Origin of the sequence: Streptomyces sp. M41, from assembly GCF_043673425.1 — a bacterium.
Classification (GTDB): Bacteria; Actinomycetota; Actinomycetes; order Streptomycetales; family Streptomycetaceae; genus Streptomyces.
Genome location: NZ_JBIMKE010000016.1, coordinates 1 through 14717, shown reverse-complemented (window position 1 = coordinate 14717; position 14717 = coordinate 1). Strand labels below are relative to the sequence as shown.

Genomic DNA, 14717 nt, shown 5'->3' with positions numbered 1-14717 from the left:
ATGGCCCACCGCGCGGACGTGGAGTTCCTGGAGGCGGCGAACCCGCAGCTGATCGAACGGTCCGCGGCCGAGTACGGCCGCTTGCACACGCTCCTGGCCTCGTGCGACGACGACTTCCGCAAGGCCGGGAAGGTCGAGTGGGAGAGTGAGCACCGCGAGCGCTACACCAAGCGGCTGAAGGAAGCACTGGACCTGGCGGAACACCTCTCGGCAGCCTTCAGACGCGTGCGCACGGCGTTGGACGCCTATGCTACGGCCGTCGCGCGGGCAAAGGGGCACTTCGAGAACGGACAGGCCACGGAAGACCGGCTGGCCGAGGTGATGTCGCGTGAAGCGGTGGCGATCACTCCCACGGCGCGGGCCGCGGAACCCCTGCACCAGTGGGAGGACCTGAGAGCCACCACCGGTTTCCTCGACTGGGTGGCGGAACTCACCGTCGACGTGGACGCGATCCGCGAAGAGGCCGAGCACTACTACAACGCCACCAGGCACCACTACGGCGACGCCCTGCGGGTCGAGTCCGCGGCCCGGGAGGACTGCGTGCACGAGATACGGGCAGCCCTGCGGTCCCTGCCCGACTTCCGCGGTGGCGACAGCACCCTTCCGGCCCTGCTGGTCGGTGCCGTGGACGCACTGCGCCGCGAAGTCGGCGACGCGAGCCGCGACCCGAACGTCCAGCTCCCGGGCACCGGCACGAAGGTCGACTCACTCTCCGGCGTTGCGAGCGACACCCGGGTCTCGTCGTCGTTGCAGCGCATACGGGACAGGCTCGCGCAACTGCCGGGCGCCCAGGACCACTACCTCTGTCTGCCGTCCGACGACGACGCCGGCCGTCGCACGTACATCTCCGGGAACAAGGCGCTGATCAATGACGCCGCGCACAATTCGGGACTGCCGCCCGAGCTGGTGGCGGGCGTCGCCTGGATGGAGGTCGAGGGCGACCCCTCCTGGATCGACGACGCCGCCTACGGGGTCCGCCGTCACATACCCGGCACGGGAGAGGCGGACCAGACCTCCATGGGCCCCATCGCCATCCAGATACGCCGCTCCGCCGAAGTCCTCGGCTACGACCCGGAGAACCTCACCACCGCACAGCGGGAAGAGCTGGTCGACGCGACCAAGGACCCGGGCCAGAACATCTACATCGCCTCGGAGTATCTCGCCCAGCTCAAGGCCGAGAGCGACTTCGCCGACGTGCCGCCCGAGCGGATGACGAGGGCTCAGATGCAGGAACTGGCGGCCCGCTACAACGGCGGCCCCTACTACCGCAGCGCCCAGGCCCAGTCGTACGGCCACGGATTCGCCGCGAACGTCGACGAGGCGGCACGGGCGCTCGACTCATGACGGGAACGGGGACGGGGCCGCCACCGGCATGGGAAGGGCCGGAGGGCTCGCGAGCTTCACAGGGCTCGCCGGCATCACAGGGGTCACGGGCATCACGAGCATCACGCGTCGTCGGCGCCACATGCGCGGCCGTGCTGGTCATCGGCTTCCTCGCGGCGGGCGCGGCAACCGGCGTCGCCTACCTGTGTGGATCATCCCGTGCGCAGTGCTCACGATGGCGGCATGGGGACGCCTCACGGTGTTCCTGCCGGCACGCTGACCCGGGGATCCGCCCGAACTCGCGGTGCCCGACGGCGACTTGCACGCAGAACTGGGTCTTGGACCATTGATGCTGCGAGCGGGCAACCCTCTTACGGTGCCGTCCGCCCCTGCTGGCACACTGCCACCATGGCCACCACGCCCGAGCAGATAAGTTCCCGCACAGCCGCAGCGTGGACGGTCGCGCTCGCGGTCCTCGGGGGATTCACCGGATACGCCTGGAGCGGGCCGTTCCTGGCCGTCACCTGCGCCCTGTCCCTCGGAGGCGGCGCCGCGGTCGGCACGGCCCTGTCCCGCCGTCGCATCGTCGCGACCATCAAGGAGGGCCAGGGCAAGGCCGCCGCGCTCGGATACGCCGACGGCATCGCCGACATGATGGTGCTGGGCATCTCCGCCTACGGAGCCTCCGTGTTCCCCCTGTCCGGCCCCGACGCGGTGGACGCAGCCGAGCGCATGGCGCGCCGCAAGGCCGCTTACCGACTCACGGCCGCCGAAGGGCTGCCGCACCAGGTACGCACCGCCGCGGCAGCCGCCCTCGAGGCGATCGACGAGGGCCGCGACCGCGACACCCAGTCCGCCATCGCGGACCTCATGAAGATCGTCCAGGAACAACGCCGCGGCACCTGACGCCGGGCGGCAAATCGAGGGCCGGACGTGCGCTGTTTCCGAAGAGGCATTTCACGGAAAATGCCGCAGTATCAGGCGGAAGCTGCCACCATGGGCCGATGGATCCGTTTACCAGCATCCTGACAGCTGTCGCGGGTCGGGTGGCCGGCGAAGCAGCCAAGCCTTTGATCGACAAGGCTGCGGAGGGAGGGTGGCAGGTCGGTCTCGGCATCCTGCCGCACATCGTCCGCGACATGGCGGGGCACGGTGCCCTGGGTCGGGTGTGCCACTCTGCTGCCCCACCTGCGTCTCTTCCGCCGCTGGGTGTATCGCCGATCGACCTTCGACACGTATTCGACTTCGACAGGTGGCAGGGGCAGGGCTAGGGGCCTTCGTTCGGATCAGCGGGCAATGTTCTGTTCCACGGCTCCCTTCGACGGGATCACTTGCCTCCTGCTGATACGAGCCTGCGGGCCAGGCCCCCGGGGACGCCCAGGTCGGCCCATACGATGAGGCTATGCAGCGACATTCAGCAGGACGCTGCCTCCAGGTTGTCGGCGTCGGTCACGCTGCCATCGGCGCCGTGATCTACCGCGATGTGTTCGCCGACATGGTTCGCGGAAACCCTCTCAACTCCGTGCCCGACCGGGGCGATCGCGCCGCCGCCTTCTGGTTCATGGCCGCTGCGCCGACCCTGTGGATGGGCGGCCGACTGCTCCGGTCCGCGGAGGAGCACAAGGACATCCCGGCCCAGCGCGCCGCGGGCGTCGTTCTGACCGCCTTCGGCGTGATCGGCACCGCAGCCATGCCAAAGAGCGGCTTCCCTACCCTGGTGGGGATCGGCGGCCTCCTGCTGCGCAGGTCGCTGCGCGGCTGAGACGTTGTGTTCAGGGTCATTGAGCAGACCGGAGGAAGATGCCTGAGGTGTGGAGTCCGGCCAGGTAGATGGTTGCGGTCTTCTCGTAGCGGGTGGCGATGCGCAGGCTCGGCCGGGGGTCGGGCCTGCGCGGGGAGCGGAGCGAGCCGCCTTGATGAAGGGGAGGAAGTCTTATCTCGCTGGGATGAGGCGCTTCCCGTCATGGCTGCGTACGTACGGGCCGCTGCCGTCCAAGGCGTCAAAGAGCCTGACTGCGAAGACCTCGGACATGCTGCTCGCTGACCTCGTCGGGCGTGAGCCACGAGACGGCCGTGGTTTCGTTTGAGACGCGCTCGGTGCTGCCGGAAGGCTTGCAGCGGAAGACCAGGGCCACGATGCCGCGGGTCAAGTTCTTGTAGGCACCCGTTAGTTTGGCCACCTTGACGCGGATCCCCGTCTCCTCCAGGACTTCGCGGGCCACGCCGGCCTCGGGGGTCTCGTCGAGTTCGAGGATGCCGCCGGGGAGTTCCCAGGTGCCGTTGTCGGCTCGGCGGGTGGCCAGGAGGCACCCGTCCTCGCGCGCCACTACTCCGGCCACGGACACGGAGAGCAACGCGATCTGCAGGGCCGCGCGGAGGGCGAGACACGCACTGGTCCCGCACGTCTTCGAGTCGCCGACCGGACGGCGCGTCCACGACCCGGAACACGCGCCTGACGAAGTGGCTGAACGACGGGATCCCGCCCGCCCAGGTGGCCGACTGGGCCCGGAACAGCGTGGCCGTGCCGGCGGCATAGGGCGACTGTATTGGCGCGTGTTGGTCACCGGGGCTCCGGGTGTCATCTCCGCGCAGGTCGAGTGACGGGCGGTGGGTGCCCGCCCCGGGCGCGGAACCACCTCGGCCGCCGGTGTAGGGCGGGGTGGGCGCGGCGCTACCGGTCGTGCAGGATCTCGGGCCGCGTTACGGGCACGATGGTGATCAAGTCGTCGAGGCCCTTGAAGTCGTCGGGGTTGGTGGTGAAGAGGGGGAGTTCCTCGGCGGCCGCGATGGCGGCGATCATCAGGTCGGCCACACGGCGACGGGGCTTGCGGCCTGTGGAGACGACGGCGGCGGAGATTCTGCCGTAGAGGCGGGCGGCCTCCACGTCGAAGGGGATGGGGTCGAATTCGTTCTCGGCGCGTTGCAGGACGTCCATGCGGCGGGCCCGCTCGGCGTGTTCGTCGTAGTCGCTCTGCTCGTCGTTGCCGCGTACCTGGTGGGGGCCTGCGGAGAGTTCCGCGAGGGTGATGGTGCTGATGGCCATCTCGGCGGGCAGTTCGTCGGCGTCGATCCACTTGCGCAAGATCATGATGTTGGTATCGAGCAGGCCTTGCTCGTGCTCAACGGGCATACGGGTCGTCCAACTCCTGCTCGACGACGGCGTCCTGGTCGTCGCGGAAGGCGTCCGGCGAGATGTCAGGGGCGGTGCGGGACATGGCCGCGAACTCGGCACGGGGAACGAAGCGGCGACGGCGGCGGAGCGGGATCAGCTCGCCGACACGGTGCCCGTCGCGGGTGACGGTGAACGCCTGTCCTCCCTGGACGGCGTCCATGATCTCTTTGGAGCGGGTGCGCAGATCGCGCTGAGTGATCTCGGGCTGCGCTGTCATGCGGCCCATGGTAGCGGCGGTGTGCTATCCGGTGCTACATCGTGCTTCGGGTGTGGACTCGCTGGCGAGAGGCGTTGTCGCCACGCCGCAGGGTCTGTCTGTGCCCACGATCTTGGGCAGGCGAAGGCGCTGCGCATAGAGCGATGTGAATCCGGACATGGAAGAGCCCCTCGCGCGTATCCGCAGGTGAGAGGCTGTTTGCGCCCCCGGCAGGACTCGAACCTGCGGCCAAGCGCTTAGAAGGGCCGTGGTCACTGCTCTCGCCGGTGAGCCCTGACCTGCGGGTATTTCGATGATGGTGACGCCCAAGTCGCCAACTTCGACACGCATTCGACACGGGCCCCGTTCGTGGACGGGCCTGCAATGTAGCGGCCGGGCCGGACTGCGTCGGAAGACGCCGACCCTAGATCTTCCCGATGGACTCACACGTGACCGCTCGAGCCGACCTCCGCAGTTGGCTTCGCGATCCAGGACGGACAAGCTGTGAGTACTTCACAGCCCACCGAATGGGTGACGCAAGGGGGTACGCCTTGTCCTTGACTGCACGGCATGCGGTACGGGGCTTGCTGGATGCGACGCTGACGGATCTTGGGAGTGGGTGGTCTTGGGAAGCAGTGCACCGAGTGCGGCCGCGAATTGATCTGGCCTGTCCCGAGTGCGCCCATCGCGTCCATGCCAAGGTCTCACCTCGGGGAACGCGATATTTCGCACACGATCCAAACGGGCCAAACTGCGCAATGGCGGGGGAGTCCCTAGAACACCACCTGCTAAAGCTGGAGTTGGCTATTGCCATCCGTGCGGCAGGACACCAGGCCCAGTTAGAGGTGCGCGGCCCAGGAGGCCGTTGGCGTGCAGACGTATTGTCATCCTCCCCGGATGGCGCGATCCAGATGGCATGGGAGGCGCAGCTATCCGCAATCACGCCCCAGGAGATCGACGCGCGCACTCAACGGCTTGCTGCCGATGGTGTTGGCGTTTGCTGGGTGTCCACACGCCTGCGGCCGTGGCACGGTGCCGTCCCCTCGATAGTGGTCACCCCTCCACCTACGGATGATCCAGACTGGCAGGTCACCGCGGGACTCGCGGCCTTTGAGATCGAAGAGTGCTACGTGCACGAGAAGCCCTGGCAGTGCCCTTTGAGGGAGCATGGCGACTGGCATCGCGTGGACGTCACGCTGCCGGCGTTCGTGAGGCAGGTCATTGAGGGCAGCGTGGTGGCACACCAACCTACGGAGCAGATCTATTTGAGCGATGGCTCCTGGTCTCAGGTCTGGAGTTCGCCGCATCACGTCGCCGTCGCGACACGATTTGGCATAGCTGAACGGGAGGGTCAGCAACGACAGGCGCGGGCGAACTTGGAACGGGATGCCCGCAAGTGGCCCGAGGCTAACCGCATTTTGGTTCAGGAGTGGCAGGAGAATCTCCCAGAAGGAACACTGCAGGCCCTGCGCCCCGCAGTTGCCCAATGGATACGCACAGAGACAGGAAAGGAACCAACATTTAGACCCCAATGGATCGCTTGGAACTGGGCATCTGGCGTGCCAGTCTGCGTCGACGGGCGACCATATGGAGTCATGCATCCCGACCCCTCCAGGGTCGACTGGAAGCTCTTGACGCGTATGGTCATCTTTGTTCCCAGCGACGCCGATCGACAAGCCCTGCTCTGCTCGGCCCCAGAGGGGACCTGCGTCGTCGCACTGTTGGCATAGCGCCGCCGGGGCGACGTGCACACGGCTCCGGAGGCCGCATGGGCTTGAGGTAACGCTGCAGGTCATAGGAGCACTGACCTGTGTCAGTTGTCATCTCGTCCACGGATGGTCCAAGCCTGCATCTCCGCTGGGAGCAGTCGTGGCACCCTGACGTCGGCTCCACCAGTATGGAAGAACCGCCAGATCCCGACGCGGCCCCCCGGCCTCTCAACTTCTGGCCCGGCGTCGGGTTTTCGGCATCGTGAGCTGTCCGGCGGTGGTCATTCGTTCGTAGGCTGTCAGTAGCACCTTCAAACGCTCGGTGTTGTCCGAAAGCTTTTTCCGCCCGCCGAACAAGCCATCAACTACGACATCCAGGCTCTGGTGCGCTTTCAAAAGACGGTCCGGCATTGCGTATTCGTCGTAGAGGTCAGAAAGAGTCGATGTGGGATAAGCTGCTCGTACTTCCTCGACCTTTTGCCAAGCCTCGGCTAGTGAAGTCTTCTGATTTCTGTTTGGGATCGGCCATGGGATCGGGAAATAGGCCAGCCCAGGGGACAGGGAGATGTCGGACTTGAGACGCCCGGCGAAGATTTCAACCCAGGCCATGAACATGGAGGACTGAAGAAGTGCTGCGTGCCAGGGCTGGGCATCGGGGAAAATGATGAGCTTATTCCCGGCTACAGTCTCAGGCGTGAAGAAGCGCCCAGGGATCCATCGACGGTTCTCTGAGGAAACCTCTGGAATGGCGAAATAGGTCGTGCTGGGTTGGCGATCCTGCGTGAACAGGCCCGGTTGGTTTGCGTACTCCTTTACTGATTCAGTCGGAGACTCCAGACGGGCCTCCTTTACGCCATTTAGACGAGCATGGAGCAATGCGGACGCTTTGATATGGGCGGGGTTGGCGTCTTTAAGCCACAGGCACCAGCGCAGTGGTTTACCCTGCAACATATCCTTGCCTTGAACGAAGCGACGCAAGTAAGGGGCTGCGTTAGGGTCGGCTGCGACTTTCGGGTACTCCGCTTCGGTGACCAGTAGGTGTCCGCCGTCGGTGGGTTGGCTGCCCTTGTGGGCATTGGGCATGCCTTGAACTGCAGGGGCCGTCAGTTTTGCTGGCACCAAATCAGGGCCGTCAGACAAATAAAAATTGAGACGGCTGGTGGGCCTTTCAATAGGTGCTCCGGCGATGTCCTTATAGGAGAACAGGCGGGTCTTACGGGCGCGTCGCGTCTTGCCAGAAAAGCCGACGACGATGCAGTGGACAACAGCTGCCTTGGGGGCCTCGGAGGTCCACTTGAAGGTCTGGTGGGCAAAGTCCACGGCGAAGCCGTGGCGGTCTAGAAGTGGAACCATGGTGCGCGCTTGTTCACCTTGAGTGATGGAATTCGTGGATACAAAAGCGACCCGTGCTTCTCCTGTATTGCGCAAGTAATCCATCGCCTTGGCGTACCAGCAGGCCACGTAATCCAGGCGTCCCGTTCGTAGCCCCTTCGCATCGACCTTGGTGAACACCAGGCGGTTGTCCTTCTGCTGTTCCGGGGTCATACGGGTCATGCCAATGAACGGTGGGTTGCCCAGCACGTAGACGTCATTGCTTGCAGGCAGCACCGAGTTCCAGTCCATGTGGAGGGCATTGCCGACCTGGATGGTGTCGATTTTATTCAGAGGCAGAGGGTTAGGACCCACGCCCAGTGCGAGCTCGAGGGCCTGGTTGGCTTGGTGCTCGACCAGATGCAGTGCGGTGGCAGCGATGCGGGCCGGCCACTCCTCGAGCTCGATTCCGTGAAAGTTCTCCAGACGCACTGGCAGGAGCGTCTCATCGAAGAACATGGTTCCTTCTTGCCAGCCCTTCCCTCTCAGTGCCTGCAGTCGTTCGAGGACCGCCAAGTCCAGAGCCCGCATTTCACGGTAGGCGACGACGAGGAAGTTGCCACACCCGCAAGCGGGGTCAAGGAAGCGCATTCTTCCCATGTCCTCGCGGAGGCCTTCCAGCTTCTTGATGTCATGCTGGTGGTCGGCGAAGCGCCGGCGCAGGTCGTCGAGGAACATTGGACCGATGACTTTCAATATATTTGTCTCGGTCGTATAGTGCTCCCCGAGCTCGCGCCGGGCTGTCTTGTCTTTCACAGCCTGGAAGAGAGAGCCGAAGATGGCGGGGCTGATGGATGACCAGTTGTACATGGCGGCGTCCATGAGCTTGCCGCGCATCTCGGCGTTGAACGCTGGGATTTTCAGCGGTTCCTCGAACACGCCGCCGTTGACATACGGGAAGCGGGCCATAAGCTCGTCGAGGTTCTTTTGCCGCTCCCCGACCGGGGTAGCCATGACTTGATAAAGCATCGATAGCTGTGCGCCGAGGTCGGATCCATCCTCGCTGGTGCGGTCGGTCAGGAACTGCAGGAACAAGTCGCGCTCCCACACGCCGGAGTCATCGGCGTATAGGGCAAACAGCGTGCGCACCAGGAAGACACTGGCAGAGTGATCGTCGTACCCTGAGCCTTCAAGGCTCTCGTAGAGGCCGGCCATGAGCTGCGCTGCCGAGATGGAGGCCTGCTCCTGCGCGTGCGAAGCGAACTGCCGCACCCCGTAACCGGCGAAGAACGCCAAGCGATCCGAATTCTTGGGGAAATCCTCGATGCTCCATTCAGCGATATCTTCGCCCTGGGGGGCTGTCAGGTCCAGAAGGCGGAACTTCTTGAAATCGCTAGTGAGTATCCAGCGTGGGGACTCGACCTCGGTCAGGCCGTTTACGTAGTCCAAAGCTTGCTGTTCGGCAACGACGAGATTCTTGCCCGCTGACTTCATCTCGATCAGGGCCAAGCCTGGAATGAGGGCGTCGATGTACCCCTGCCCACCTGAAGAGGCTTTCTTGACGCGCTTCTCGTAGAACGCAGCGCGGGTCTCGGTCACGCCGTAGACCTTCAGGAGATCACGCACGAACGACTGGGCATCTTGCCGCTCATCGCCGGGCGAGTTCTTCCACTCACCAAGAAACCTTGCGGCGCGAATGCGGATCTCGTTCAGGGACAAGGGCTTCGCCATGGGTGGATCTTACGGCTGCATGCTGTGACAAACAACAACGCTGCGTTGCGTAAGTGGTGCACTGGGCGTCGGCAGTTACGGCACGACGCTGCGTGCAGTTCTGTCGGCGTCCACCAATCGAACATATCGCCTTAAACCGGCTGACTACCTGACAAGGTCGGTGGAGTCTCAACGACCGAGTCAAGCCGAAAGAGCGCCGTCCATGGGCTTAGGACGGCGCCCCCGTGCAGGCTTTGCGTCGTGCTGCCCCTCGATGTGAACTACGGACACGAGGGTCGCTGAGGTCTCTCGGGCTGCTCAGCAAGGTTGCCAGGGTCACTCATGACCGGCGAGGGTTCATGCAGTTGCTGTACGTCGCTGCTGTACCGCACGCGTCGTCCGGGGACGGCCCGGCGGCCTGCGCACACTGGCCTTGGCGGCGGGGTGGCCTGACGCCGATGGGGCCGGACGAGAACGCTGCGTGACCTCTCACTCGCCTCGGCAAATTTGTGACGGTTGGGGTGACGTCTCAGAAACTTGCCTTCCCGTGAGATTGCGGCTCGTGCGTTGAGTCGCATCCACCACGGCAAGGTAGATAGCAACAGCTGCCGAAACTGCATGCCCTACAACCGGGTAGGACAAATACAGGAATCCCTGAATGATCGCCAATGTCAAAGGAATGATGGAGCGCATCCACCTCTTCCGTGACACAGAGGAGCTATCGGAGTCAGGCATCACGGTACCCCCTACAGGATTCGACGCCTCTTTTAATGGAGGCGATTTCGCATCGCCTTGGCGGCGTTTCAAGCACAGGATGCCGAAACGCATAGGGAGAGGGCAAAGGTCGGTGTGTACACATGTGTACACACGCTTTTGCTCAGACGTATGCGGGGTCGTGATTGATGCGTTACGCTCGCTCCATGACTGAGGATCGCGACGAGAAACCTGACCTTGAGGTTGGGATTCGTGAGGCACGTGCCAACCTGAGGGGCTTAATTGACCAGGTGGAGCAAGATGGCGCCGTCGTGTACCTGACTCGAAACGGACGTCGCGCCGCAGCCTTGGTCGCACCTTCTTTCGAGCCGAGTGCAGACAGCCCGAAGATTTGGGTTCCGCGGAGCACACGAAAGGCGATTGGCCTGGTTGAAGCTATGATGACATCTAATTCCGGACTAATGCCCGCCGACATATTGGAGGAGCTAAAGGAACGTAGCGAACTAGTTGGGGAACTCGCGATCCTGATAACGGTTCTGTACGCTCCATTTGGGCAGCTCTCGAGTGATGGAGATGTCTTCGTGTTCCCTATGAAAGATGAGGAGAGTGAAGCGGAGCGTCGAATTTCCCTTGAGGAATTGATCATGCCAAAGTTATTCCGAGAGCGACATGGGAGTGAATCCTATACCGGCGAGGGAATACCGATTGTCGCTGGTGGCCTATGGGCTCTACAAATGGGGGAGGACCTCCATGGGTGGCGTAATTCTATAGATGTTCCGATTAGCTGGGATGAGTTGATGACGTGGGTCTCCGCGACATTATTTCTCGCGGATTTTGTGAATGCGATTTTAGGCGATGGGGCCGCCCAAGAAATAATGTATGGTTCGGATGAATGGCTGAGGGAAGAATTTTGGGCCGATCGTTGATCGTTGTCGCAGAATTTCGCCGAGGTTGGCGTAGCGGCTTTGGGCGGGAGCTGCTTTGGGGCGAGTGATCATGGCCCCGTAAGCTTCCGGCGCGTCGGGCAGGCCGTTGACCTGCCCGTTAAAGCACGACGTTGGGGCCATGATCTTAGAGGCTCGCCCCAAAGTGGCTGCCTAAAGCCGTGGAGCCGACCGCCCCAGCCACAGCGGGTTTCTCCCCGTCTCATTGCCACGCCCGCTGTCCGGCCGGCGGCCCTGTGCGGGACCAGCGGGCTGCATGAACGCCCGCGCATCTGGCATCGTCGGCCCGCATGCCACCGCCACCACGATCCGGCCTCTTGCGGTAACACAAAGCGTCTTTGTCCTGCACTGTTGGGGATCATCGTTCGCCCCGTGCCCGTGTTGGAATGTGGCCGCTGCGTGCGGCGACGGGCGGGCGGCGACGTGCGGCCGGGGCGAAGACATTGAGGCGGCGCGGCGGCGACCGACCGGCGCCGCCGCGCTTGGCGCGGCCCTCGGTTCGATTCGACCGACCTACGGGTGTAGGCAACCGGGTGGAAAGGGGTGCGGCGTGGTCCCGTGAGCAGGGCGTTGAGGTCCTGGCCGTTGGTGGGTTTTTCTCCTCCCGAGGCCGGATCGTGGTGGCGGTGGCATGGGGGCCGTGAGCGGCCGTTGATGCGCTTGGGCGGAGTGTGCGGCGGTCGGGTTGGCGATGATCGACAAGCAAAGTCAGCCGCCGGACCAGCGAGCGCAGCGAGCCTTGATGAAGTAGGGAAACTCTGTCCGCGCTCGGCTGGCGATGGCGTCATTGATGCCGAGGAGGCCACAACTCCGGTACGCCAGTGGACCGTTCGTGCGCCGACTGTCACTTTTACTGACAGCGTCACGGATCCGTGTGGGTACCGTCGTAGTGTCGAAGGGAACTCATGGTGATGGCTGAACTGAGCACAGGGCAGCGCGTAGCGCGCGCACGGCGCCGCCACGGCTGGGATCAAGCGCAACTGGCGGCTGCTGTCGATCGGTCTGTCAGTTGGGTATCCAAGATCGAAACCGGTCGCCTCCCGCTCGATCGCATGAGCGTCCTTGGCCAGCTTGCCGAAGTGCTCGGCGTAGAAGTCATAGAGCTGACGGGTCAGCCATATCGGCATGACACCGCGGAACTCGAGTCCGGGCACGCCGCCATCCCCGGCCTTCGCCTCGCTCTCCAACAGGCGACCATGCCCGGCGGTGCGGCTCTGATCACAACGACTGCACTCCCCACTCTTCCGGACCTTACGGCGCGCGTGGAGGCTGCCGAGAGTCTGAGGCAAGATGCGAAGTTCACGGCCCTGGGCGACCTGCTTCCCCAGATCCTCCGTGACCTGGTGGTCCTGTGCGACGTAGCCGAAGGGGATGACGTAGCTAGGGCTGAAGCGCTCATGCTTCGAGCAAGCCATATGGCGCGCGTGTCCTCCAACCTGCTCGGACATCATGATCTCGGCTGGAGTGCTGTTCAGCGGGAGCTAGTGGCCGCTGAGAAGGCTGGGTCACCTGTCCTCCAGGCGGCTGCACGCTGGGATCTCTGCGGCGTCTGGCTGCATGAAGGGGAACTTGGCTCGGCCCGTGACATGGCGCGCAAGGCTCTCGATGATCTCGAACCTCACCTGTCTACGAATGATCAGACAGTGCGTGCGTTGTGGGGTGCAATGCACCTTCGCGCGGCAGTTGCATGGTCAAGGCTCTGGGATCGCACGGAGGCTGAGTCGCACCTGACGGAGGCTCGTCAGGCTTCAGCCGGCGTATCGGAAGACGGCAACGTCTTCCAGACTCAGTTCAACGCCATGAATACAGAGATCCACGCCGTGGAAGTGAGCTTGGAACTGGGGCACCCTCGCGATGTGCTCTCACGCGCTGAGCTGGTCAACATCGCGCGCATCGCCTCGGGCGAGCGTCAGTCTCACTTTTGGGTCTGCACGGCAGCCGGCCAGATGATGAACGGCAAACCCGCGCTTGCGGCTGATGCGATCCTGCGGGCCGACGCGATCGCCCCTCAGCACGTGCGCAACAGGCCGATTGCTCGCAACCTCGTGGACGACCTTAGGTCGACGGACAGGCACTCTCGCTCGACAGAGATCAGGCGTCTCGCTGCGAGCATGAAGTTGAGCTGATCACTACTGGAAGGGGGAAGACTGCCGTGAGGGTCGCGGACAGGGCACGGTTATTGATCGAGCTGCACGAGATCAAACGGAAGCTCGCCGAAGCCACTCATCGTGTTGATCGGCTGTCTTCCTCCGTCAAGGACGCTCGCGAACCTGGCCTTCGAGCCGATCGAGCCGCGAGTTAATCAGCTCCAAGGCAGCCCTGATCTCGCTCAGCTCGTCGACCATGTTGCCGTCCCGCTCGGCCGAGTCCGTGCCTACTGGATCACTAGCCACGAACGTGCCGCGCCCTTGCTGGCTGACGATCAGGCGTTCGCTTCGAAGGATGTCGAGCGCATGGCGGATCGTCATGGCGGCAACGCCGTAGTGCTCCGCCATCTTGGCGTTTCCGTCGAGCTTCTGACCAGCCTTGAGGACTCCGGAAGCGATCTTCTTCCGAAGATCGTCGGCTACCTGCTCATAGGCGCTACGGGGGTCGTCTTGGCTCACGGTCACATCCCCAGGTTACCTAAGTGACCTAAAGAAATCTGCCCCTAGGCCTTGCGCACAGCCATGAAGCAACTAATCTAGGTAACACAAGAGAAGCTAGACAGGTTCACTACTTGTCTAAGCCTGGGGGCGGCGCTCCTACCGCCAAGCAGATTCGCCGCCCCCGCCCCTCAATCAAAGGGAGTTCCATCATGCAGCAGATCCCCGTGGACACCGCCGGCGCGACGTTGATGGTGGCTCAGCCGCCTCAGCCGAAGTACGCGAACCAGAAGACCCAGGAGCGGGCTGCAGACAGGCAGACCGGTGAGCTTCTGGTGACGCTGGACGTGCTGTTCGTGATGAACGGCAACGCCGAGGTAGTCAAGGTCACGGTGGGGGAGTCGGCCATCTCCGGTGAGCTGGCCATGGGTACCCCGGTTGCGTTGACTGGTCTGGTGGCGCGGCCGTGGGAGAACGAGTTCAACGGCCAGAAGCGGCACGGCATCAGCTTCCGTGCGGTCGCGGTAACCGCCGTGGACGCCGGCGGCGCGAACAACCTGAAGGCAGCCTGACCGTGAAGTGGTTAGTGATCGCCGTCGTGCTGGACGTTGCCGGGTTGGCGCTGCTGCTTCGGTGGCGCTTTCCCGCCTGGTTCTGGATGACCTTCGGTGTCGTCTACGCCATGGCCAAGGTCCGCATCCGCTACGCGTCGGTCATGGATGCCTGTGACCTGACGGTTCCGGCCTCCCGGTTCCGGCTGTGGCTGGCCCGGCTCTTCAAATGGCACACTCCGCGCCAACGCGTCCCCCGCCTGATGTGGATCAAGCCGACCCGGACGGGTCTGCGGTTGCGGATCCGGATGATGCCGGGACAAGACACCTTCGACTACTCGGCGGCTGTCGACCGGCTGCGGCACGCCTTCGGCGTCCACCAGGTCACCTCCCGCGAGATCAAGCCGGGAGTGGTCGAGATCGCCACGACCGGCTACGACGTGCTCAAGCGGGTGCAGATGCCGGCTCGGACCGAGCGGGGCGAGCTGCGTATCCCGGTCGC

At 63.8% G+C, this 14717-nt stretch carries 11 protein-coding genes and 2 pseudogenes; 8 read left to right on the top strand and 5 right to left on the bottom strand.

Annotation, left to right across the window (positions count from 1 at the left end; translation table 11 throughout):
• From ACHBTE_RS20365 to ACHBTE_RS20355, 3 genes are all read left to right on the top strand, one after another.
• Positions 1–1344 carry a hypothetical protein gene (locus ACHBTE_RS20365; protein WP_394725404.1) on the top strand — a complete coding sequence of 448 codons (1344 nt, stop codon included), beginning with the start codon at positions 1–3 and terminating at the stop codon, positions 1342–1344.
• A 387-nt stretch (positions 1345–1731) separates the two neighbouring features.
• Positions 1732–2229, top strand: a complete 498-nt coding sequence (locus ACHBTE_RS20360; protein ID WP_394725403.1) for a hypothetical protein — start codon at positions 1732–1734, stop codon at positions 2227–2229.
• Positions 2230–2725: 496 nt separating this feature from the next.
• Positions 2726–3085: a DUF6463 family protein gene (locus ACHBTE_RS20355; protein WP_394725402.1), complete on the top strand. Its 360-nt coding sequence runs from the start codon at positions 2726–2728 to the stop codon at positions 3083–3085.
• Between the two features lie 171 nt (positions 3086–3256).
• Here ACHBTE_RS20355 and ACHBTE_RS20350 read toward each other — a convergent pair.
• The 3 genes and pseudogenes from ACHBTE_RS20350 to ACHBTE_RS20340 form a co-directional block, all read right to left on the bottom strand.
• A pseudogene (locus ACHBTE_RS20350) lies at positions 3257–3689 on the bottom strand (NUDIX hydrolase).
• A gap of 305 nt (positions 3690–3994) precedes the next feature.
• Positions 3995–4453, bottom strand: a complete 459-nt coding sequence (locus ACHBTE_RS20345) for a type II toxin-antitoxin system VapC family toxin (protein WP_129803556.1) — start codon at positions 4451–4453, stop codon at positions 3995–3997.
• On the bottom strand, positions 4443–4721 hold the full coding sequence (locus tag ACHBTE_RS20340) for a type II toxin-antitoxin system Phd/YefM family antitoxin (RefSeq protein ID WP_394725401.1): 279 nt from the start codon (positions 4719–4721) through the stop codon (positions 4443–4445). Before ACHBTE_RS20340 ends, ACHBTE_RS20345 begins: the two co-directional genes overlap by 11 nt.
• A 407-nt stretch (positions 4722–5128) precedes the next feature.
• Here ACHBTE_RS20340 and ACHBTE_RS20335 point away from each other — a divergent pair, with 407 nt between their 5' ends.
• Positions 5129–6421 (top strand): competence protein CoiA family protein, encoded by a 1293-nt coding sequence (locus tag ACHBTE_RS20335; RefSeq protein ID WP_394725400.1) that lies wholly within the window; start codon positions 5129–5131, stop codon positions 6419–6421.
• A 207-nt stretch (positions 6422–6628) separates the two neighbouring features.
• On the opposite strand, the gene ACHBTE_RS20330 is transcribed toward ACHBTE_RS20335, so the two are convergent.
• Positions 6629–9442, bottom strand: a complete 2814-nt coding sequence (locus ACHBTE_RS20330) for a DNA methyltransferase (protein ID WP_394725399.1) — start codon at positions 9440–9442, stop codon at positions 6629–6631.
• An 899-nt stretch (positions 9443–10341) separates the two neighbouring features.
• Between ACHBTE_RS20330 and ACHBTE_RS20325 the strand changes: the two genes are divergently transcribed.
• Positions 10342–11061, top strand: coding sequence for a type II toxin-antitoxin system Phd/YefM family antitoxin (locus tag ACHBTE_RS20325; protein WP_394725398.1), 720 nt, complete (start codon positions 10342–10344; stop codon positions 11059–11061).
• Between the two features lie 929 nt (positions 11062–11990).
• Positions 11991–13205 (top strand): multiprotein-bridging factor 1 family protein, encoded by a 1215-nt coding sequence (locus ACHBTE_RS20320; RefSeq protein WP_394725397.1) that lies wholly within the window; start codon positions 11991–11993, stop codon positions 13203–13205.
• A 126-nt stretch (positions 13206–13331) separates the two neighbouring features.
• On the opposite strand, the gene ACHBTE_RS20315 is transcribed toward ACHBTE_RS20320, so the two are convergent.
• Entirely contained in the window at positions 13332–13691 is a 360-nt protein-coding gene (locus ACHBTE_RS20315) for a GntR family transcriptional regulator (RefSeq protein ID WP_394725396.1), read from the bottom strand.
• A 185-nt stretch (positions 13692–13876) separates the two neighbouring features.
• Here ACHBTE_RS20315 and ACHBTE_RS20310 point away from each other — a divergent pair, with 185 nt between their 5' ends.
• Together ACHBTE_RS20310 and ACHBTE_RS20305 are read left to right on the top strand one after the other, a co-directional pair.
• Positions 13877–14236 carry a hypothetical protein gene (locus ACHBTE_RS20310; RefSeq protein WP_394725395.1) on the top strand — a complete coding sequence of 120 codons (360 nt, stop codon included), beginning with the start codon at positions 13877–13879 and terminating at the stop codon, positions 14234–14236.
• A gap of 2 nt (positions 14237–14238) precedes the next feature.
• Positions 14239–14717: pseudogene (locus tag ACHBTE_RS20305) on the top strand (plasmid transfer protein); the annotation flags it as partial.

What these genes read in the sequence shown, in the direction of transcription:
- ACHBTE_RS20365 (WP_394725404.1), top strand. Translation starts at nt 1, where the DNA reads ATGGCCCACCGCGCGGACGTGGAGTTCCTGGAGGCGGCGAACCCGCAG.
- ACHBTE_RS20360 (WP_394725403.1), top strand. Translation starts at nt 1,732, where the DNA reads ATGGCCACCACGCCCGAGCAGATAAGTTCCCGCACAGCCGCAGCGTGG.
- ACHBTE_RS20355 (WP_394725402.1), top strand. Translation starts at nt 2,726, where the DNA reads ATGCAGCGACATTCAGCAGGACGCTGCCTCCAGGTTGTCGGCGTCGGT.
- ACHBTE_RS20345 (WP_129803556.1), bottom strand. Translation starts at nt 4,453, where the DNA reads ATGCCCGTTGAGCACGAGCAAGGCCTGCTCGATACCAACATCATGATC.
- ACHBTE_RS20340 (WP_394725401.1), bottom strand. Translation starts at nt 4,721, where the DNA reads ATGGGCCGCATGACAGCGCAGCCCGAGATCACTCAGCGCGATCTGCGC.
- ACHBTE_RS20335 (WP_394725400.1), top strand. Translation starts at nt 5,129, where the DNA reads ATGGACTCACACGTGACCGCTCGAGCCGACCTCCGCAGTTGGCTTCGC.
- ACHBTE_RS20330 (WP_394725399.1), bottom strand. Translation starts at nt 9,442, where the DNA reads ATGGCGAAGCCCTTGTCCCTGAACGAGATCCGCATTCGCGCCGCAAGG.
- ACHBTE_RS20325 (WP_394725398.1), top strand. Translation starts at nt 10,342, where the DNA reads ATGACTGAGGATCGCGACGAGAAACCTGACCTTGAGGTTGGGATTCGT.
- ACHBTE_RS20320 (WP_394725397.1), top strand. Translation starts at nt 11,991, where the DNA reads ATGGCTGAACTGAGCACAGGGCAGCGCGTAGCGCGCGCACGGCGCCGC.
- ACHBTE_RS20310 (WP_394725395.1), top strand. Translation starts at nt 13,877, where the DNA reads ATGCAGCAGATCCCCGTGGACACCGCCGGCGCGACGTTGATGGTGGCT.